Raw genomic sequence first — 19,789 nt, forward strand, 5'->3', positions numbered from 1 at the left:
TGCCGTTACGGCAGCTCGACGTTGACCCTCACCCCGACGGTGTCGATCCCGGGGTTCTGCCCGCTGAAGATGGTCGCGTGGCTCAGGTGCACCAGGCTCAGCTCTGCACTGATCCGCGGCGCCAGCCGGGCACCGACCGCGATTTCCGGTTCGAACAGCACGCGCGAGCCGAATTCGATCTTGTCGTTGAACGGATTGTCGAACTTGCCCGCCGACCCGGTGTGGAGCGCCAGGCCAAGGCCCGGGCGGATGTAGATGCTGTCGCCGAACTTGGCCGACAGGCCGACCGCGGCAAAGCTGGTGTCACCCGCGGTGTTGAGCGCGCCGAAGGCATAAGGCTGCAGCTTCGCGCCGAACAATTGCGCGATCGGGCGCGCGCGATAGCCGAGCTGGACGTCGACCCCGTCCTCCGGGTCGCCGCCAAGCGTCAGCGGCGTATTGACGCCGTGGACGAAGACGCCGCCGAAAATTTCCTGCGCGTGGGCTGTTGCCGGAAGCGCCAGCGCCGCCGCGCCGGTGAGGAAGGCAATCGCGAATTTCATAATCACAGAACTCCGAACTGGGCAGGGGCATGAATGCGAGCGCGGCCGGCCGGAGCCGGTTACGCGCCTGCCTGCCATTGCAGGATCGCGTCGCTGGGCGCGACGAGCATCAACACGTTGAGCGTGAGATTGTCGCGGATCGCGAGCAACGGCACAAGCTCCAGCAATAAAACGATTAAAATGGACGCCCAAAGCGGCAGCTTGCGGGCCGCGAGGAAGCCCAGCGCCATCATCAGGATGTCGCTGACCGAATTGACGATAGAATCCCCGCTATAGCCGAGCGCTGCGGTGGCTTCGCGATAGCGGTCGATCACCAGCGGCGTGTTCTCCGCAATCTCCCACGCCGTTTCGACCGCGAGCGCGACAAGGAAGCGGAAGCGCAGCGGCCAGCGCCGGGCGACCAGCCACAGGATGCCGAAAAAGAGGAAGCCGTGGATGAAATGGCTGAGACTGTACCAGTCGGTCAGCATCTGGCTTTGCTTCGGCCCGACCGGACCCCACAGGCCAAGCTCGCCGCAGGTGCACAGCGGCGGGCGCGCCATTAGCAGCAGGATGGCGATGGCAATGGCGAGGGTGATCCCGGTCGACAGGATCGTGAAGCGGCGGCTCATGCCGGCACGCTAGCAGGGTGGGCGATATTGCGAAGCCGCGAAATGCGGCCGGGGATCAGGCGATCGCGTCCTCGGCGGCATCGGCCGTCGCCTCGGCCTCCTTGGCGGCGCCATGGCGGGCAAGGGCGGAATAGGCCAGCGCCAGCTGCCCGGCGACTTCCGAATCCTCGCATTCCTCGCGGCAGAAAGCGGCGGCCCGGGCTTCCATAGCGCGCTGGCGGAAATAGAGATTGTCGTGAGCCATCCGAACCTCCCTTCTTGCGCCGTTCGGGCGTAGGCATGGTATAAGCCCGATGGCGGCGGCATGGGAGTCGGGGCGGCTCGCCCCGGCGCGCTGGACATTCGGTCGAGCGCAGCCGAAACGATCCCGCGATGGCGAAGCGCGGCTGAACCTCGCCTTTGCGGGTGCGTTGGCCGATTGCTAAGGCGCGCTCGTCGCCCAACCCGAACTTTATTCAAGGACCAAGGATGATCCCGACCGGCAACGACAGCCTCAACACGCGCTCGACCCTCAAGGCCGGGGACCGGACCTTCGCTTATTATTCGCTGGAAAAGGCGGCCGAGACGCTGGGCGACCTGTCGCGCCTACCCTTTTCGATGAAGGTGCTGCTCGAAAACCTGCTGCGCTTCGAGGACGGGGAGACAGTCAAGGTCAAGGACCTCGAGGCGATGGCCGAATGGCTCAAGGAGCGGAAGGTCAACCGCGAGATCCAGTATCGCCCGGCACGCGTGCTGATGCAGGATTTCACCGGCGTCCCCGCGGTAGTCGACCTGGCCGCGATGCGCGACGCGATGACCAGCCTTGGCGGCGACGCGCAGAAGATCAATCCGCTGGTGCCCGTCCACCTGGTCATCGACCACAGCGTGATGGTCGACGAATTCGGCACGCCGATGGCGTTCGAGAAGAACGTCGAGTTCGAATATCAGCGCAACGGCGAACGCTATGAATTCCTCAAGTGGGGCAGCCAGGCGTTCGACAATTTCAAGGTCGTGCCGCCGGGCACGGGTATCTGCCACCAGGTCAATCTCGAACATATCGCCCAGTGCGTGTGGACCAGCGCCGACCAGAACGGCGACACCGTCGCCTATCCGGATACGCTGGTCGGCACCGATAGTCATACGACGATGGTCAACGGCCTCGGCGTGCTCGGCTGGGGCGTCGGCGGGATCGAGGCCGAAGCGGCGATGCTCGGCCAGCCGGTATCGATGCTGATCCCCGAAGTCGTCGGCTTCCGCCTCGACGGCAAGCTGGCCGAAGGGATCACCGCCACCGACCTGGTGCTGACCGTCACCCAGATGCTGCGCGCCAAGGGCGTCGTCGGCCGCTTCGTCGAATTCTACGGCCCGGGGCTGGAACACCTTCCGCTCGCCGACCGCGCGACCATCGCCAACATGGCGCCCGAATATGGCGCGACCTGCGGCTTTTTCCCGATCGACGAACGGACGATCGACTATCTCAAGCTGACCGGCCGCGACGACGAGCAGGTCGAACTGGTCCGGGCCTATTGCCAGGCGCAGGGCATGTGGCGCGACAATGATGCGCCGGAGCCGGTGTTCACCGATACGCTGGAGCTCGACATGGCGACGATCGAGCCGTCGCTGGCCGGCCCCAAGCGGCCGCAGGACCGCGTGCTGCTGAGCGAGATCGACGACCAGTTCAATCGCGACCTTGAGCAAACCTACGGCAAGCACGACGACCCGCGCGTCGCGGTCAACGGCCTGGACCACGACCTTGGCAACGGCGACGTCGTCATCGCCGCAATCACCAGTTGCACCAACACCTCCAACCCGTCGGTGCTGATCGGCGCCGGCCTGGTCGCCCGCAAGGCGCGGGAGAAGGGGCTGCAGGTCAAGCCTTGGGTCAAGACCAGCCTCGCACCGGGCAGCCAGGTAGTGACCGACTATCTCAACGAAAGCGGCCTGAGCGAAGACCTCAACGCACTCGGCTTCGACCTCGTCGGTTACGGCTGTACGACCTGCATCGGCAATTCCGGTCCGCTGGCCGAACCGATCAGCAAGGCGGTCAACGAAAACGACCTGGTCGCCGTCAGCGTGCTGTCCGGCAACCGCAATTTCGAAGGCCGCGTGTCGCCCGACTGCCGCGCCAATTACCTGGCCTCGCCGCCCCTGGTGGTCGCCTATGCGCTCAAGGGTACGGTCCGGGCCGACATCGTCAACGAACCGATCGGCCAGGCGTCGAACGGAGAAGACGTGTACCTCAAGGACATCTGGCCCTCGAACGAGGAAATCCGCCAGCTGATCGACGCCCATGTCCATTCGACCATGTTCCGCCGGCGCTATGCCGACGTCTACAACGGTGACGAGCGCTGGCGCGAGATCGAGATCAGCGGCGGCGACACCTACGCCTGGCCGCCGACATCGACCTACATCCAGAACCCGCCCTATTTCACCGGCATGACGATGGATGCCGCCGCGCCCAAGGACATCTTGCGCGCCCGGCCGCTGGCGCTGTTCGGCGATTCCATCACCACCGACCACATTTCACCCGCCGGCGCGATCAAGCCCGACAGCCCGGCCGGCCGCTACCTCCTCGACCGCCAGGTCAGCCGCGGCGAATTCAACAGCTACGGCTCGCGCCGCGGCAATCATGAAGTGATGATGCGCGGCACGTTCGCCAACATCCGCATCCGCAACAAGATGCTCGACGGTGTCGAAGGCGGCTTCACCCGTTATGCGCCGACCGGCGAGACCATGCCGATCTACGACGCGGCGATGCTCTACAAGCAGGACGACCGACCGCTGGTCGTCATTGCCGGCAAGGAATATGGCACCGGCAGCTCGCGCGACTGGGCCGCCAAGGGCACGATCCTGCTGGGCGTGCGCGCGGTCATCGCCGAAAGCTTCGAGCGTATCCACCGCTCCAACCTCGTCGGCATGGGCGTCCTGCCGCTGCAATTCGCGGACGGCGACACCGCCAAAAGCCTCGGCCTCACCGGCAGGGAAAAGTACACGATCGAAGGCGTCGCCGGGATCAAGCCGCGCCAGGACGTGACGGTCACGGTGACGCCCGACGAAGGCGAACCGTTCACCTTCACCGCCCGCTGCCGGATCGATACCTACAACGAGCTCGACTACTTCCACGCCGGGGGAATCCTGCAATACGTCCTGCGGAAGCTCGCCGCCTGACCGCGCAGGAGATCGCGGTCGAAGCCGCCGGGTGGGGCGGCGCGAGCCTGATCCTGCTGGCCTATCTGCTGTTGTCGATGGGCAAGCTGACCGGCCAGTCGGCGGCCTATCAGTGGATGAACGTGGTCGGCGCGATCGGCTTCACCATCAACGGCTGGTGGCACGGCGCGCTGCCGTCGGCGGCGCTCAACGTCATCTGGCTGGGGATCGGCGGGGTGACGTTGTGGCGGATCAGGAAGCGATCGGCAGCCAATCGGGCCTGATGGCATTGTCCGGGATAGCGTCGACCCGGACATGCGCGACCGACAGCCCGAGGTCCGGATAGGTCACCCGAACGCGCTCGCCGTCGCCGTCGAGAACGACCAGCCGCCGGTTGACCTTCGACCGCCAGTTCATTCGCGCGGTATTCTCCTGTCCGACGAAGCAGCCCTTGGTGAAGCTGACGCCGTTGAGCTCGGCGGCGTTGCATTCGAGCCAGAGGAGATCGCCAAGTTCGGCGCGGCCTTCGCACACGCCAAGGCGCAGGCGATGCTCGCGCCAGCCGGCGGCGGGCTCTGTCGCAGGCCCCAGCCAGCGGCGGCCGAGCGCGGGCAGGCGCGGATCGGAAACGCCATCTCCGCCATCGGGCGACCAATGGACGGCGACGGTATCGTCCCGGGCGATGCCGATCTTGCGACGCAGGCGGTAAATGGCCAGCCGCTTGGCCAAGTCGTCGGCGGCCTCCGCCTCGCAATCGAGGAGAATGTCGGCGCCATCGGCCCAGGCGATAAAGTCGAACAGGCATTTGCCCTGCGGTGTCAGCAGCCCTGTCCACACCGGCAGCGGGCCGCTGACGTCGCTGGTCACCAGCCCCTGCAAAAAGTCGCGCACGCCGTCTCCGGACAGGCGCAGCACGGCGCGGTCGTGAAGGGTGGTCGCGGGCATGGCCTTCAGTTAGGGAGCCGCCGGTGACGATGCAAAGCATGACCATCCGACGCCCCGACGACTGGCACGTGCATTTGCGCGACGGCGACATGCTGAAGCTGGTCGCGCCGTTCACTGCGCGGCAGTTCGCGCGGGCGATCATCATGCCCAATCTGATGCCGCCGGTGACGCAGGTCGCCGCGGCCGCGGCCTATCGCGACCGGATCGCCGCCGCGGCCGGCCCGGACTTCACGCCGCTGATGACATGTTACCTGACCGACGAAAGCGACGCCGACGAAATCGCTCGCGGCTTCGACGGCGGGGTCTGGACGGCGGCCAAGCTGTACCCGGCGAACGCCACCACCAACAGCGCATCGGGCGTCACCGACATCCGCAATATCCACTCGCCGCTGGAACGGATGCAGGCGCTGGGCATGGTGCTATGCGTGCATGGCGAAGTGACCGATCCGGCAGTCGACATCTTCGACCGCGAAGCGGTGTTCATCGAGCGCGTGCTGACGCCGCTGCTCAGCGATTTTCCCGAGTTGAAGGTGGTGCTCGAACATATCACCACGGCCGAAGCGGCCGATTTCGTCGCGGGCGCCGGCCCCAATGTCGCGGCGACGATCACGCCGCATCACCTGATGATCAACCGCAACGCAATGTTCGAACGCGGGCTTCGGCCGCACGCTTACTGCCTGCCGGTGGCCAAGCGCGAACGGCATCGCCAGGCGGTGCGCCGCGCGGCGGTGTCGGGCTCGCCCAAATTCTTCCTTGGTACGGACAGCGCACCGCACCACCGCCCAACCAAGGAGTCCGGCTGCGGCTGCGCCGGCATCTTCAACGCGCCGATGGCGCTCGAAGCCTATGCCACGGTGTTCGAGGAGGAGGGCGCGCTCGACAAGCTCGAGGGCTTTGCCTCCGACCATGGGCCGAACTTCTACGGTCTGCCGCTCAATGCGGGCACGGTGACGTTGAAGCGTGAGGCGACCGACGTGCCGGACCTGCTTGGCCGCGGCGCTATCGAACTGGTGCCGTTTCTTGCGGGGCAGTCGGTCGACTGGACCCTGGACGACTGATCAGCAGGAGCCGCCGCCGGGCCCGATGACGTCGGCAAAATGGCCTTCGATCGCTTCGTAACATTCGCATGCCCGCCGCTTCAGGCCGGCGCGGTCGGTGACGTGGATCGTCCCGCGGCGGGTCGCGATCAGCCCTTCGTCCTGCAGCGTCCGGGCGACCGCATTGACGGTGGTGCGCTGCACGCCGAGCAGGCCGGACAGCGCCTCCTGCGTCAGCTCGATCGAATCGCCGGCGCGGTCCTGCGCCGTCAGCAGCCAGCGCGCGGCACGCTGTTCGATCGGGTGAAAGGCGTTGCAGGCCGCCGACTGCATGACCGTCGACAACAGGTAATCGGAAAAGCGGCAGAACAGGTTGCGGATGTGGCCGGATCGCAGCTTGGCATCTTCCAGCACCTTCATCGGCACGGTCAGCGCCGGTCCGCCGACCAGCACCTGGGCGCGGGCAAAGGCGGGGGCCCGGCCGCAACTGACGATGCCGCCAACCGCGCCTTCGTGGCCGATCGACGCGGCCTCGATCGAACGGCCGTCGGGCAGTTCGACGACCAGCGAAACCATTGCGGTGCCGAACGGGAAGCAGGTCGAATCGACATCGCCGCCACGGGCATGGACCACGTCCCCGGTGTCGAGCTGGACGATCCTGGCGGACGGTTCGATCAGCGCCCGCGCTTCGGCCGGAAACGTGGACAATAGCCGGTTGCCGGCAAAGGCTTCATCGATACGATCCAGTTCATCGGTGATTGCCTGATTCATCGCAGACTCGCTTGCCCCTCCCCAATTGGCGGGTCTTCTACACGAAGTGCGGGCAAATCGAACTTAACATTGGATGAGATTTCCTTGGGACAGGGCGCCATCGGCCACAATTGCCGGGCGCGGCGGCCGCGGATGCGGATCGGTTGCACGGGCGCGGTTGAATGGCCGGGATACGCCCTATATAGGCCTGCGCTCGCCAGGCTCCGGAGACGTGGGTGAGTGGCTGAAACCAGCGGTTTGCTAAACCGCCGTACGGGGGATTCCCGTACCGAGGGTTCGAATCCCTCCGTCTCCGCCACGCCGGCATCCAGGCACAGCAACGGTCAGGGCAGCAGCCCCTTGGCGCTCATCCAGTAGATGTCGGCGTTGGCGGCCGCGTCGGAACCGCGGCGGATGAAGAAGAAGGCGGACCGGTCCGGCGACAGCGTGGGGTGGAATTCGTCGTCCGCCGTGTTGATCTTGCTGCCAAGGTTGCGGACGTCGCCGAACGTGCCGTCGGGCTGCATCGTCGCGACCCAAATGTCGCCCTTGCCCATGCCGCCGGGCCGGTTGAAGGCCGTGAAGACGAGCGTCTTGCCGTCCGGCGAGATGAACGGGTTGAAGCTCCACAAATTGGGCAGGTTGACCGGTTCGCCGACGCTTTCGGCCGGGCCGTAGTCGCCGTTGGGCAGGCGCCTGGCTCGGTAGATGTGCGGCACGCCCGATTTGAAACTGCCGTAATAGAGCGTGCCGTCGTCCGCGACCGACGGGAAAAGGTCGTCCTGCGGCGAATTGACCCCCGGCCCGAGATTGCGCGCCTTGCCGAAGCCGGCGTCGGTCCTGTCGACAACGTACAGGTCGAAGTCCTGGCGCGGGGCGGGCGCCGGGCGCATCGATACGAAGAAGACGGTCTTGCCGTCCCCGGTCACGAACGAGTCGACGTCGCTGTAGCCGGCCGAGAAGGCGGCGCGTTCCGATTTCCATTCGCCGCCGACCTGCCGCGCGGTCCAGATTTCCGACACGCGCGACATCGGAAACCATTTGCGGCTGACGCCCCAATAGATGTCGCCGGCCGAGGAAAGAGTCAGCATCGATTCTTCGGTGTCCGGACGGGCGACGATCGAGGGAAGAAACTTCTCGGGCTCGCGCGGTGCATCGGCCAGCCACGACGGCGATGCCGCGCCCAGCAATGCGAGGGACAGCCAAGCAAGGCTCAACCGTGTGACAGCGTGCAATGCCCTACTCCCGATTTGCGCCGATGGTGGCCGGGCGACGGTCACAGGACCAACGACCGGTGTCGCGGGGTGGACCGAGCAACGGTCGCGCGACCCCACCGTTGCTTTCTAAAGCGGAGAAAGAATCATGATCGTTCAACATTATAGCGACGCCGTTCGAGCGTCGGCCAACAAAGGCGTATTCCAGCCCGCGCGCGCGCAGATCGCGGCGGAGATGCGCGACCGGCTGTACCTGCGGCAGGGCAGCGACGACCGGCAGCACCGCCACCACTAGGCCTTCAGTTCCGCGGCGCGCATTTCGGCTTCGCGCTTGAGGTTGCGGGCAAGCTGCGCCTGGCCGCTGAGATATTGCGGGGGGACGTGGATCCCGCGGTAATCGAGCGCCGCGGCAGCGCGCAGGGTCCAGAACGGGTCGACCAGGTGCGGCCGCGCCAGCGCGACGAGGTCGGCGCGACCGGCGGCGAGGATCGAATTGGCGTGGTCGGGTTCGTAAATGTTGCCGACGGCCATCGTCGCGAGCCGTCCTTCGTTGCGCAGGCGGTCGGAGAAAGGGGTCTGGAACATGCGGCCGTACACCGGCTGCGCGCCGGTCCAGGTCTGGCCCGCCGACACGTCGATCAAATCCGCCCCCTCGGCCCAAAACGCTTCGCCGATGCGCACCGCTTCTTCCGGCGTGATGCCGTCGTCGCCGGCCCAGTCGGTCGCCGAAATGCGCACCGACATCGGCCTGTCCGACGGCCATGCGGCGCGCATCGCGCGAAACACCTCGAGCGGGAAGCGCAGGCGGTTTTCGAGGCTGCCGCCATAATCGTCGGTGCGGGTATTCTGCAGCGGGGTGAGGAAGCCCGAAAGCAGATAGCCGTGCGCGGCATGCAGTTCGATCATGTCGAACTTGGCCGCGACCGCCAGCTCCACCGCGGCGACGAACTGGTCGCGGACCCGGTCCATGTCGTCCCGGGTCATCGGCACCGGCACTTGGTTGTCGGGGGACCAGGGGACGTCGGACGCGGCCATCACCGGCCAGTTGCCGTCGTCGAGCGGCACGTCATAGCCTTCCCAGCCGACCCGGGTCGAACCCTTGGCGCCCGAATGGCCCAGTTGCAGGCAGATCTTCGCCTTGCTTCGCGCATGAACGAAATCGACGATCCGCAGCCACTGGCTGCGCTGTTCGTCGTTCCACAGGCCGGCGCAGCCCGGCGTGATCCGCCCTTCCGGCGACACGCAGGTCATTTCGGTGAACAGCAGCCCCGCGCCGCCCAGCGCGCGTTCGCCGTAATGAACGAAATGGAAATCGTTGGGGACTCCGTCGACCGCCGAATACATGGCCATCGGCGACACGACGATGCGGTTTTCGACCGGCATGTCGCGCAGTTTGAACGGCGCGAACATCGGCGGCGCGACCTGTCCGGCGGCACCGCCCCAACGGTCCCAGAACCAGCGTTCGACGCCTTCCAGCCAACCGGCGTCGCGCAGGCGCAGGTTTTCATGGCTGATACGCTGGCTTCGGGTCAGCAGCGAATAAGCGAATTGCAGCGGTTCGAAGGCGAGGTAGCGGTCCAGCGTTTCGAACCATTCGGTCGAATTGCGCGCGCTGTTCTGCAGCTTCAGCACTTCGAGATTCCGTTCGCCCTGATATTCGGACAGCGCCCGGTCGCGCGCCACGCCGGGACGGTTGAGCATGTCGGCCAGCTTGATCGCGTCCTCGAGCGCCAGCTTGGTCCCCGACCCGATCGAGAAATGCGCGGTATGCGCGGCGTCGCCGAGCAGGATCGTGTTGCCGACCGTCCAGGTGCCGCACTTGATCCGCCGGAAGTTGAGCCAGGCGGCGGGCCCGTCGAGGTGCGTCGCGTTAGAAATCAGCCGGTGGCCGTCGAGATATTTGGCGAAGATGCGCTCGCACGCGGCGATACTGTCGTCCTGGCTCATCGTGTCGAAGCCGAGGCCGCGCCACACCTCTTCCGAACATTCGACGATGAAGGTCGAGCAATCGGGCGCGAAGCGGTAGGCGTGCGCCCAGATCCAGCCGTGCTCGGTTTGCTCGAACGCGAAGGTGAAGGCGTCGAACAGCTTTGACGTGCCGAGCCAAACGAACTTGTTGGCGCGCGTGTCGACGTCGACTTCGAACGCATCGCGATGCGCGTCGCGAAAGCGCGAATTGGCGCCGTCGGCGGCGATGACGAGGTCATAGTCCTGCCATCTGGGATCCGCCGGATCGCATTCGGCCTCGAAGTTCAGGGTCACGCCCAGATCGCGCGCCCGGGCGGTGAGGATTTCGAGCAGGCGCTTGCGCCCGATGCCGATGAAGCCGTGGCCGGACGAGGTGACAGTCTGCCCGTGGATATGGACGTCAATGTCGTCCCAATGGGCGAATTCGTCGGCGATGATCCGCGCCGTCGCGGGATCGTTGGCGGCAAGGTTGTCGACCGTCTGGTCGGAAAAGACCACGCCCCAACCCCAGGTCACGCCCTCCGGATTGCGTTCGAACACCGCGATGTCGTGGGACGCGTCGCGAAGCTTCATCGAGATCGCGAAATAGAGGCCGGCCGGTCCGGCGCCGATGCAGGCAATCTTCATCGCGCGCGCCGCCAAAAGTCGCAAAAGTCGCACTCACATACGCGCGCGGGAGCGGCGGTCAGCAACGGTGCACCGAGTCAGGAATAGGGTCGGCAAGATATGGTGTCGGGAGCATCTCCCGGACATGGCACAACAGGGCCGCTGTAGGACAGCGCGAAGACATCGACCGATCGCCCTCGCGCCCCATCAGCGGCAGTAGGGGCCGTTGGTGCCCAGGTCGAAATGCAGGTGGTCGCGGTGGTTGGCGTTGGCGTCGGGGCCGAGGCCGATAGCGAAGCGGTTGCACCCGCCGCGGTGCACATCGCGCAGGAACGCCTGTTCATGCGCGTCGCCGCCGGACCAGCCGGCAAGAACGGTGAGGCGGCGGCCGTTGGCGAGCTGGAAAGCGCCAATGTCGACGGCGTTGGCGCGGCCGTGCTCGCTCAATTTCGCGCCGGCCTGGCCGTTGAGCGAACGGCACGAATAGGTGCCCATGCTTTCGATCTTGACGACCTGCGCGCCGAGCCATTTGCGCGCCGCCGGCTGGACGGTTTCGCGGGTCCAGCGGGCGAATTGGCGGGCGACCGGGCAGGTCATCGCGCCGAGGTTGCTGACCGGCGTCCCGATCTCGAGCAGCTGGACCGAGCCAAGCGCTGTGCAGCCGCCGCCGAACGCGCGGTCGGGCAAGGGACGGAAGCTGACGCCTTCGCGGCGCAGGTCGGCATGGCACTGCAAGGTGGATTGCGCGGGCGCGGCGAAGTCGGGGATCGGGGCGCGCGGGGGCGGCAAGGGCCGGCGGTCCCGGGAGCAGCCGGCAAGCGACAGGATCGCAACGATCAGCAGCCAACGCATGGGTCAAGATGTGGCGCGGAAGGCGGCGGCCGGTCAACCGCGCGGTCGCGGCCTGCCGGGCCGGGGGACGTTAGAGCCGTTCGACGATGGTGACGTTAGCGATGCCGCCGCCTTCGCACATCGTCTGCAGGCCAAGGCGCTTGCCGTGCCGCCGGAGCGCGTGGACGAGCGTCGCCATCAGCTTGGCGCCGGATGCTCCGAGCGGGTGGCCAAGCGCGATGGCGCCGCCGTGGACGTTGAGCCGGGCGGGATCGGCGCCGGTCTGTTGCAGCCAGGCGAGCGGCACCGGCGCGAACGCCTCGTTGACTTCGAACAGGTCGATGTCCTCGATCCGGCGGCCGGACCGTTCGAGCGCGACGCGGGTGGCGCGAATGGGCTCGTCGAGCATGATCACGGGATCGCCGGCGGTAACGGTGAGATGGTCGATGCGCGCCAGCGGGGTCAGGCCGTGGCGCCGCAGCGCGGCTTCGGACGCGACCAGCACGGCGGATGCGCCGTCGCAAATCTGGCTGGCATTGCCGGCGGTGATGACGCCGTCGGGGCCGAGCGTCTTCAGGCTCGCGAGCGCTTCGAGCGAGGCGTCGTCGCGAATGCCCTCGTCGCGGTCGTGGCCGGCCACCGTGACGAATTCATCGGCGAACGCGCCGGCATCGCGGGCGGCGGCGGCCTTGCGGTGGCTGGCGAGCGCGAAGGCATCGAGCTCCGCCCGGCCAAGACCGTATTTCTGCGCCATCAGCTCGGCGCCGTGAAACTGCGTGAACTGGCTGACGCCATAGCGGTCCTGCACGCTTTGCGGCCACGGGCCGGAGCCGATGCCGGCCTTCAGCGGCAGGAAGACGGGCGTGCCCATCGGCACCCGGCTCATGCTTTCGACGCCTGCAGCGACGACCAGATCCTGCGTCCCGCTCATCACCGCCTGCGCCGCGAAATGGATCGATTGCTGCGAACTGCCGCACTGGCGGTCGATGGTCACGGCCGGGACGCTGTCGGGCAGGCGCGAGGCCATCACCATGCTGCGGCCGATGTGGCAGCTCTGGTCGCCGATCTGGCTGACACAGCCGGCGATGACGTCGTCGATCGCCGCCGGGTCGATGCCGGTGCGGTCGACCAGCGCATCGAGCACCGCGGCGCCGAGGTCGGCGGGGTGCACATCCTTCAGCGCGCCGTCGCGGCGGCCGCCCGCGGTCCGCACGGCGTCGACGATATACGCAGTGCCCATCAGCGTTCGATCCCGGCAAGGAAGGCGTCGATCCGCGCGTTGAAAGCGGCCGGCCGTTCGAGGTTGGCAAGGTGGCCGGCGCCGTCGATCAGCGCCAGCGCGGCGTTCGGAATCATCGCCGCCAGTTCCTCGGACAAGGCGGGCGGCGTGATCCGGTCCTCGGCCCCGCACATCACGAGCGTGGGGACGCGGATGGCGGCGGCGCGATCGCGCTGGTCAGCCAGCCATACGGCGCGGGCGCCGATGCGGTAGGCGGCCGGGTCGATCGCGGCCATCGTCGTCACCACCTCGTCGCGGATCGCGGGCGAGGCGCCGGGCGCAAGCAGCACGCCGACGCGGGCCTGTGCCAGCGCGGCGAGATCGGCGCTGGCGGCGACCGAGCGGTCGTGAATGCCCTGTCCGTCGGGGTGGACGGCAAAGGTGTCGGCAAGGATCAGCGAGGCGCAGCGCGAGGGATCGCGCGCGTGCATCGCGATGGCAACGACGCCGCCCAGCGACAGGCCGCAGACGTGCGCGCGGGCGATGCCGAGCGAGTCCATCGCGGCGAAGATCGCGGCGGCATAATCGTCGCGAGTCGCGCCGTCGCGAAGCGCGCTGTCGCCATAGCCGGGATAGTCGAAGGCCACGGCTCGGCGAGCGGCGCCGAAATGCGCGAGCTGCGGCCGCCACACGGTCTTGTCGGAGCCGACGCCGTGGAGGAAGACGATCGGGACGCCGCCGCTGCCCTGTTCGATCGTGCCGATGGCACCGGCCGCTGTTTCGATTGCGCTCACGGCGCGATGGATGTGCGCGCGCGCGGCGCTTGGCAAGGGCGCGGCAAGCTCATGACCGGGCCGTAACGGTTCAGCTACCGCTAACCTCGCGAACGTAAGATAAGCGATAACGACTCGCCTGTTTCACGAGGGATGTATGCGTAAGATCCTGTTGTCCGTTTTGCTTGCAACTGCCGTTTCCACCCCTGCGCTGGCGCAGCGTCCGGAACGCGATGTTTCGGACCGTGCCGAGCGCGCCGAACGCCGTGCCGAAGCGCGCGCCGAACGGGTCCGCGAAGAGCGCTCCGAACGCCGCGAACAGGTGCGCGAAGCGCCGCCGGTCGTGCGCCCGATGCGCGAGGCGCCGCCGCCGCCGCAGGGTCGCGCCGATCGCGACGGGCCGGCGGTTCGTCCGCCCGTCGGCGTGCAGGACAATGAGCGCGCGCCGAACGTCAATCGCCGCGGCCGCCCGACGCTGGAGCAGATCGAACGCGTGCGCGAACGCACCGGCGAATTCCGCGACCGCAACGCCGACCGCGACAGCGTCGCCGCCTGGCGCGAACGCGAACGCAACAACCCGCGCGAACAGGCGGTCAACCGCTGGGACCGCAACGGCCGGGTGGCGCCGCCGCCGGGCGCGCGTCCCGACCGGCCCGCGCCGCTGCCCGAGACCGCCCATCGCGGCGGCCGCGACCGCGATGCGCGCGACGGGCGCCGCGACGGCCACCGGCCGCAGTGGCGGCACGACTGGCGCCGCGACCATCGCTACGACTGGCACAGCCACCGGCGGCACAACCGTTCGCGATTCCACCTCGGTTTCTATTTCGATCCGTTCGGCTGGGGCTATCAGCGCTACAACGTCGGCTGGCGGTTGTGGCCGAGCTATTACGGCAACCGTTACTGGCTGAACGATTCCTACCAGTATCGCCTGCCGCAGGCGCCGTGGCCGTACCGCTGGGTGCGCTATTACGACGACGTCATGCTGGTCGACACGACGACCGGCGATGTGGTGGACGTAATCTACGACTTCTTCTGGTAACGGTTGAAGCCTGAAACGAAGGGGCGTCGCGCGGCCTGCGCGGCGCCCCTTTTCGCGTCAGGGACGTTCGGCCAGGTCGACGAACGGCGCGAACTTCAGCTCGCGCTTGACGAAGCTGGTCTCGTACCGGCGAACGGTCGGGTCGGCGACCAGCACCCGGTCGGCGATGCTGGTGAATTCTTCCATGTCGCCACAGTCGATCAGCAGCACGATGTCGTGCGGGCCGGCGACCGCGACGGCGAACTGCACCTGCGGCGTGGCGGCAAGCCGCTGCACCAGCGCGTCGATGCCACGGTGGTCGGCATGTTCGGACAATTGCACCAGCACGATCGCGCGCAGCCGCCGGGCGGTCAGGCGCGGCGACAGCAAGGCGATGGTGCGCGCGATCCAGCCGTCGCGGCGCAGCCGGCGCAAGCGGCGGGCAATGGCCGACGACGACAAGGCAACGTCGGAAGCCAGCGAATCCGCGGTGCGCCCGTCGTCGCGCTGGACAAGGTTGAGCAACTTAAGATCGAAGCGATCGAGCATCCGCGGCTTGTGCCAAAATTTGGCAAGGAGTGCACGGTTTTTGCGGCCAATTGGCTCCTGCCTGCCGTAGCTTCGTGCCCGAATGCCATGCCCCACTCGTCAAGGGATTGTCCGACGATGCCGTTACGGATCGAAATTGCTTTGTTCGTCGCCTGCGCCGCCGTCCCGCTCGCCGCGCAGCCCACCGCCACGCCGGTCGCCGCGGCCCGGCCGCTGGCCGCCGGAGCGCCGGCGGAGATCGTTGCCGAGGTCGTCCGCAACGTCCGCCGCGCCTATGTCCATCCGGACCGCGTCGAGGCGATCGTCAAGCAGTTGGAAACGTCGCTCGCCAGCGGCCGCTATGCGACCGACAGCCAGTTGGTGCTGTCGGAACGGATGAGCGCCGACCTCAAGGCGTCGAGCGGCAACGACGGCCACATGTACATCAGCTACAAGCCCGACGAGGCGGCGGCGATGATGCGCCCGCGCGAGGGCAGCGGACCGCCGGGCGGGGCATTCTTCGACGAGGCGATGGTGGCGTCCAACTTCGGCATCACCGAGCTGAAGGTGTTGCCCGGCAACGTCCGTTACATGAACATTTCGCAGTGGATGTGGAATGAGACGGGCCAGGCCAAGGCGGCGTACGAAGACGCCATGCGCTTCCTGCGCGCGGGCAATGCGATGGTCATCGACCTGCGCAACAACGGCGGCGGCGCGGCCCAGCCGGTGCAGTTCGTCGCCAGCCATTTCCTCGATCCCGGGGTGAAGATGATCACCTTCCGCGAGGGGCCGACCGAGGTCGTCGAGGCCAAGAGCGCGGCGGTGCCGGGCGGCCGGATCACCGGCAAGCCGCTGTACGTGCTGGTCGGCCCGCGCAGCGCTTCGGCGTCCGAGGAGTTCGCGGCGCACGTCAAGAACTTCAAACTGGGCACCCTGGTTGGCGAGACCACCGCGGGGGCCGGCAATCCCAATTCCCTGTTCGCCGTGCCCCACGGCTTCGTGCTCAGCCTGTCGACCGGGCTGGCGATCCACGCGGTGACCGGCACGGGGTGGGAAGGCGACGGCATCGCGCCCGACCGCCGGACGGACCTGGTCAGCGCGCTCGACGTCGCCCACCTGGACGCGCTGAAGACCGCATTGCCGTCCGTAGGACCGGGCCAACGGCGCAGCATCGAATGGGCGATGGAGGCGCTGTCCGCCGAAACCGCCGCGCCGCCTGCGGCCGCCATGCTGCGCAACTTCGCCGGCCGCTATGACGGCGACCGCCAGGTCACCGAACGCGGCGGCGCGCTTTATTATCGCCGCGCCGACACGCCCGAACAGTTGCTTGTCCCATTGGGCGGCAACCGCTTCGCCATCGGCGAGAAATTCGGGCCGCGCGTGGAATTCGACGCGGCGTCGGGCCTGATCTTGTCCAGTCCAACCAGCCCGCCGCGCCCGTTTGCGCGCGTCCCGGCCTAGGGCGTCACATTCCCTATTGACCGGCTAACCGCGTTACTGTATTAGTATAGCAATACAGTGGAGTGTAGGATGCGCATGTCTCTTTTCCTGTCTGCCTGTGCGATGCTGACTGCTTCGCCGCTGCTTGCCCAAGCCCCGCAAGGGTCCCCGACTGAAAAACCGGCCGCCGTTCCGTTCGACCAGGCGGACGCCGCGAAGGCGGTCGACGAACTGGCCACCGCGCTGGGCGAGAATTTCGTCTTTCCCGAAGCCGGCACGGCCTATGAAAAGATGCTTCGCGGCAAGCTTGCCGACGGCAGCTACGCCAGCTTCGCCGACGCCCGCGCCTTCGCCGAAACGGTCACCGCGGACCTCCAGGCCGTGCACAAGGACGGTCATGTCCGCTTCCGCGTGCGGCAGGACGAAGGCGGGCCTCCGGGTGCCAGGCGCCCGGACGGGCCGCCGGTCAAAAGCGCCGTCGCAAGGTCGGGATGGATCGGCGACGGCGTCGCCTACATCGAGTTTCGCGGCTTCCCCGGCAACGAAGAGACGATGGCCGATGTGCGCAGCTTCATCGCCGGCCACGCCAAGGCCAAGACCCTGATCGTCGACATCCGCCGCAATGGCGGCGGCGGGCTTGCAGAGATGAACGCGCTGTTCGCCGAGCTGTACAAGACGCCGACGGCATTGGTGACGATGGACATCCGCCGCGCGGCGGAGGAAAGGCATGGCACGCCGTTTCCGGACAACGACCCGCTGCTGCGCAAGGTCGCCTCGCCGGACACCATCATCCGCCGCGAGCATTGGGTAACACCTGCCGCGCAGCCGGTCGGCCTTGGCGACGCCCGGGTCTTCCTGCTCACCTCGAAGCGGACCTTCTCCGCCGCCGAGCATTTCTCGCTGGCGCTGAAGCGTACCGGCCGGGCGACGCTGATCGGCGAAGCGACCGGCGGCGGCGCGCATTTCGGCGGCGTTGCGCCGATGGGCGAGGGCTATGCCGCCTTCATCCCGGTCGGGCGGACGTTCGATCCCGACACGGGTAAAAGCTGGGAAGCGACCGGCGTCGCGCCCGATGTCGCGGTCCCCGCCGAGAAGGCGCTCGACGAAGCGCTCAGTCGCGCCGGGCTCACGATCGGCGGCGAGGCCGCGCTGGCCGCGCTCAAATAATCAGCCGGCGGCCGCAAGTGCCTCGGCGATCAGGGCGCGGCTGTTGGCGATGCCGTAGAGGGCGATGAAGCTGCCCATGCGCGGACCCTGGCTGGAGCCGAGCAGGGTTTCGTAAAGCGTGCCGAACCAGCCGCGCAGATTGTCCTTGCCGAAATGGGTCTTGCCGATTTCGAAGACGATGTTCTGGATGGTGTCGGCGTCCGCGTCGTCGGGCAGGTCAGCAAGCTGCGAATCGAGGTCGCGCAGGGCCGCGGCTTCCTCTGCCGTCGGCGGCCGGCGCTGGAGCGCCGGAGCGACGAAGTCGCGGGCGTAATTGACCGCGAGACCGATCAGCGTGTCGAGCTCCGGGCTGGAATCCGGCGACGTGCCGGGCGCGTAGCGCTGGACGAAGCGCCAGGCGGTTTCCTTGTCAGCGACGCCGGGCAGGCTGGCGAGGTTGAGCAGCAGGCCGTAGGTCAGCGGCAGCCCCTGCGCCGGGACCTTGCCGGCGTGGATGTGGTGCACCGGATTGCCCAGCTGCTGCTCGACCGGCTGGTCCGGATAGCGGGTGCGGAACTGCCAATAATCGTCGACCGCGCGCGGGATCACGCCGAGGTGGAGGCTCTTGGCCTTCTTCGGCTCGCGGAAGATGTAGAAGGCGAGGCTGTCCTCGCTGCCGTAGCGCAGCCATTCCTCGAGGCTCAGCCCATTGCCCTTGGACTTGGAGATCTTCTCGCCCTTCTCGTCGAGGAACATCTCGTAGTTGAAACCCTCGGGCGGGCGGCCGCCGAGGACGCGGGCGATCTTCGAGGACTGGACGACGCTGTCGGTCAAATCCTTGCCGGACATTTCATAGTCGACGCCAAGCGCGACCCAACGCGCCGCCCAATCGACCTTCCATTGCAGCTTGGCCATGCCGCCCAGCGCCGATTGCTCGATGCGCTTGCCGTCCTCCTCGAACGCGATGATGCCGGCTTCGGCGTCGACCACGGTGACCGGCACCTGGAGCACGATGCCGGTGTCGGGGGAGACGGGGAGGATCGGCGAGTAGGTCTTGCGCCGTTCCTCGCGCAGGGTCGGCAGCATTACGTCCATCACGCCGTTGAAATTGCGCAGGACGTTGCGCAGCACCTCGTCGAAGCGGCCGGACGTGTAGCAGTCGGTCGCCGACAGGAATTCATAGTCGAAGCCGAACTGGTCGAGGAAGCGGCGCAGCATCGCATTATTGTGGTGGGCGAAGCTCTCGTGCGTGCCGAACGGGTCGGGGATGCGGCTCAGCGGCTTGCCGAGATTGGCGGCGAGAACCTCGGCGTTGGCGATATTGTCCGGCACCTTGCGCAGCCCGTCCATGTCGTCGCTGAAGGCGATCAGCCGGCTTGGCGCGCCGCCGGTCAGCTCGGTGTAGGCCTGGCGGACGAAGGTCGTGCGCAGCACTTCGTTGAAGGTGCCGATGTGCGGCAGGCCGGACGGGCCGTAGCCGGTTTCGAAGACGATCGGTTCGCCGTTCGGCTTGCCGTCGGGCCAGCGCTTGAGCAGCTTGCGCGCTTCCTCATAGGGCCAGGCCTTGGCCGTCATCGCGGCGGATCGGATATCGGTCATTGCCGAGTCCATTGCGTCAACCGCCGGTCATGGCAAGGTAGGCGCGGCGTGAAGGAGGAGGAGAATCGCATGGCTTACGAGGGCAGCTGTCATTGCGGCGCGGTGCGCTTCACCGTCGACGGCGACATGCCGACCGAAGCGATGTCGTGCAATTGCTCGCATTGCCGCCGCAAGGGCTTCCTGCTGACGTTCGTGCCGGCGGACAAGTTCACGCTCGATTCCGGCGCGGACGAGCTGAGCGAATATCGCTTCAACACGAAGCGCATCGCGCACAAATTCTGCCGCGTCTGCGGAGTCCAGGGCTATGCCGAGGGCACGGGGCCGGACGGGTCGGAGATGCGCATGGTCAACCTGCGCTCCGTGCCCGACTGCGACCTCGATTCGCTGACTATCCGGAAGGTCGACGGCGCCAGCCGCTAAGGCAGCGGCGTTTCCC

Annotated in this window: 20 protein-coding genes and 1 tRNA gene; 9 read left to right on the forward strand and 12 right to left on the reverse strand. The window is 67.2% G+C overall.

The features are described 5' to 3' along the window. Positions 1–5 precede the first annotated feature (5 nt). The 3 genes from H8M03_RS09540 to H8M03_RS09550 are packed head-to-tail and all read right to left on the reverse strand — an operon-like array spanning position 6 to position 1,397. Positions 6–542 carry an acyloxyacyl hydrolase gene (locus H8M03_RS09540; RefSeq protein WP_187479214.1) on the reverse strand — a complete coding sequence of 179 codons (537 nt, stop codon included), beginning with the start codon at positions 540–542 and terminating at the stop codon, positions 6–8. A 59-nt stretch (positions 543–601) separates the two neighbouring features. Next, positions 602–1,153: a DUF2585 family protein gene (locus H8M03_RS09545; protein WP_187479215.1), complete on the reverse strand. Its 552-nt coding sequence runs from the start codon at positions 1,151–1,153 to the stop codon at positions 602–604. Positions 1,154–1,208: 55 nt separating this feature from the next. After that, positions 1,209–1,397: a hypothetical protein gene (locus tag H8M03_RS09550; RefSeq protein ID WP_187479216.1), complete on the reverse strand. Its 189-nt coding sequence runs from the start codon at positions 1,395–1,397 to the stop codon at positions 1,209–1,211. Between the two features lie 224 nt (positions 1,398–1,621). Between H8M03_RS09550 and acnA the strand changes: the two genes are divergently transcribed. Both acnA and H8M03_RS09560 read left to right on the forward strand, forming a co-directional pair. Continuing rightward, the gene (acnA, locus tag H8M03_RS09555) at positions 1,622–4,300 is read left to right on the forward strand and encodes an aconitate hydratase AcnA (RefSeq protein WP_187479217.1); all 2,679 of its coding nucleotides are present in this window, start codon (positions 1,622–1,624) and stop codon (positions 4,298–4,300) included. Positions 4,301–4,377: 77 nt separating this feature from the next. Continuing rightward, positions 4,378–4,563 (forward strand): CBU_0592 family membrane protein, encoded by a 186-nt coding sequence (locus H8M03_RS09560; protein ID WP_343070857.1) that lies wholly within the window; start codon positions 4,378–4,380, stop codon positions 4,561–4,563. On the opposite strand, the gene ygfZ is transcribed toward H8M03_RS09560, so the two are convergent. Further along, positions 4,532–5,224: a CAF17-like 4Fe-4S cluster assembly/insertion protein YgfZ gene (gene ygfZ, locus H8M03_RS09565; RefSeq protein ID WP_187479218.1), complete on the reverse strand. Its 693-nt coding sequence runs from the start codon at positions 5,222–5,224 to the stop codon at positions 4,532–4,534. The genes H8M03_RS09560 and ygfZ overlap by 32 nt on opposite strands. Positions 5,225–5,253: 29 nt before the next feature. Between ygfZ and pyrC the strand changes: the two genes are divergently transcribed. After that, positions 5,254–6,282 (forward strand): dihydroorotase, encoded by a 1,029-nt coding sequence (pyrC, locus tag H8M03_RS09570; RefSeq protein ID WP_187481030.1) that lies wholly within the window; start codon positions 5,254–5,256, stop codon positions 6,280–6,282. Here pyrC and H8M03_RS09575 read toward each other — a convergent pair whose 3' ends face one another. Beyond that, positions 6,283–7,032 (reverse strand): Crp/Fnr family transcriptional regulator, encoded by a 750-nt coding sequence (locus H8M03_RS09575; protein WP_187479219.1) that lies wholly within the window; start codon positions 7,030–7,032, stop codon positions 6,283–6,285. It lies immediately after the preceding gene. 205 nt (positions 7,033–7,237) lie between these two features. On the opposite strand from H8M03_RS09575, the gene H8M03_RS09580 reads away from it, so the two are divergent. Continuing rightward, positions 7,238–7,330, forward strand: a tRNA-Ser gene (locus H8M03_RS09580). 25 nt (positions 7,331–7,355) lie between these two features. Here H8M03_RS09580 and H8M03_RS09585 read toward each other — a convergent pair. Further along, positions 7,356–8,228, reverse strand: coding sequence for a TolB family protein (locus H8M03_RS09585; RefSeq protein ID WP_187479220.1), 873 nt, complete (start codon positions 8,226–8,228; stop codon positions 7,356–7,358). A 145-nt stretch (positions 8,229–8,373) separates the two neighbouring features. Here H8M03_RS09585 and H8M03_RS09590 point away from each other — a divergent pair, with 145 nt between their 5' ends. Next, positions 8,374–8,520, forward strand: coding sequence for a hypothetical protein (locus H8M03_RS09590; RefSeq protein WP_187479221.1), 147 nt, complete (start codon positions 8,374–8,376; stop codon positions 8,518–8,520). Here H8M03_RS09590 and H8M03_RS09595 read toward each other — a convergent pair. The 4 genes from H8M03_RS09595 to H8M03_RS09610 form a co-directional block, all read right to left on the reverse strand. After that, the gene (locus H8M03_RS09595; RefSeq protein ID WP_187479222.1) at positions 8,517–10,820 is read right to left on the reverse strand and encodes a bifunctional salicylyl-CoA 5-hydroxylase/oxidoreductase; all 2,304 of its coding nucleotides are present in this window, start codon (positions 10,818–10,820) and stop codon (positions 8,517–8,519) included. The genes H8M03_RS09590 and H8M03_RS09595 overlap by 4 nt on opposite strands. Before the next feature lie 186 nt (positions 10,821–11,006). Beyond that, positions 11,007–11,651 carry an extensin family protein gene (locus H8M03_RS09600; protein WP_187479223.1) on the reverse strand — a complete coding sequence of 215 codons (645 nt, stop codon included), beginning with the start codon at positions 11,649–11,651 and terminating at the stop codon, positions 11,007–11,009. Between the two features lie 70 nt (positions 11,652–11,721). Continuing rightward, complete coding sequence (locus tag H8M03_RS09605; protein WP_187479224.1) at positions 11,722–12,870, reverse strand: acetyl-CoA C-acetyltransferase; 1,149 nt, start codon at positions 12,868–12,870, stop codon at positions 11,722–11,724. Further along, positions 12,870–13,643 (reverse strand): alpha/beta fold hydrolase, encoded by a 774-nt coding sequence (locus tag H8M03_RS09610; protein ID WP_187479225.1) that lies wholly within the window; start codon positions 13,641–13,643, stop codon positions 12,870–12,872. Before H8M03_RS09610 ends, H8M03_RS09605 begins: the two co-directional genes overlap by 1 nt. Positions 13,644–13,779: 136 nt before the next feature. Between H8M03_RS09610 and H8M03_RS09615 the strand changes: the two genes are divergently transcribed. Beyond that, positions 13,780–14,661: an RcnB family protein gene (locus H8M03_RS09615; RefSeq protein ID WP_187479226.1), complete on the forward strand. Its 882-nt coding sequence runs from the start codon at positions 13,780–13,782 to the stop codon at positions 14,659–14,661. A 57-nt stretch (positions 14,662–14,718) separates the two neighbouring features. On the opposite strand, the gene H8M03_RS09620 is transcribed toward H8M03_RS09615, so the two are convergent. Further along, positions 14,719–15,189: an Lrp/AsnC family transcriptional regulator gene (locus H8M03_RS09620; RefSeq protein WP_187479227.1), complete on the reverse strand. Its 471-nt coding sequence runs from the start codon at positions 15,187–15,189 to the stop codon at positions 14,719–14,721. 117 nt (positions 15,190–15,306) lie between these two features. On the opposite strand from H8M03_RS09620, the gene H8M03_RS09625 reads away from it, so the two are divergent. Next, positions 15,307–16,629, forward strand: a complete 1,323-nt coding sequence (locus H8M03_RS09625) for a S41 family peptidase (protein ID WP_187479228.1) — start codon at positions 15,307–15,309, stop codon at positions 16,627–16,629. Between the two features lie 102 nt (positions 16,630–16,731). After that, on the forward strand, positions 16,732–17,775 hold the full coding sequence (locus H8M03_RS09630) for a S41 family peptidase (protein ID WP_187479229.1): 1,044 nt from the start codon (positions 16,732–16,734) through the stop codon (positions 17,773–17,775). Here the strand turns inward: H8M03_RS09630 and H8M03_RS09635 are convergent, their stop codons facing one another. After that, the gene (locus H8M03_RS09635; protein WP_187479230.1) at positions 17,776–19,353 is read right to left on the reverse strand and encodes a lysine--tRNA ligase; all 1,578 of its coding nucleotides are present in this window, start codon (positions 19,351–19,353) and stop codon (positions 17,776–17,778) included. A 69-nt stretch (positions 19,354–19,422) separates the two neighbouring features. Between H8M03_RS09635 and H8M03_RS09640 the strand changes: the two genes are divergently transcribed. Continuing rightward, complete coding sequence (locus H8M03_RS09640) at positions 19,423–19,773, forward strand: GFA family protein (protein ID WP_187479231.1); 351 nt, start codon at positions 19,423–19,425, stop codon at positions 19,771–19,773. Positions 19,774–19,789: the final 16 nt, after the last annotated feature.

The organism is Sphingomonas sabuli (assembly GCF_014352855.1).
GTDB classification, from domain to species: Bacteria; Pseudomonadota; Alphaproteobacteria; order Sphingomonadales; family Sphingomonadaceae; genus Sphingomicrobium; species Sphingomicrobium sabuli.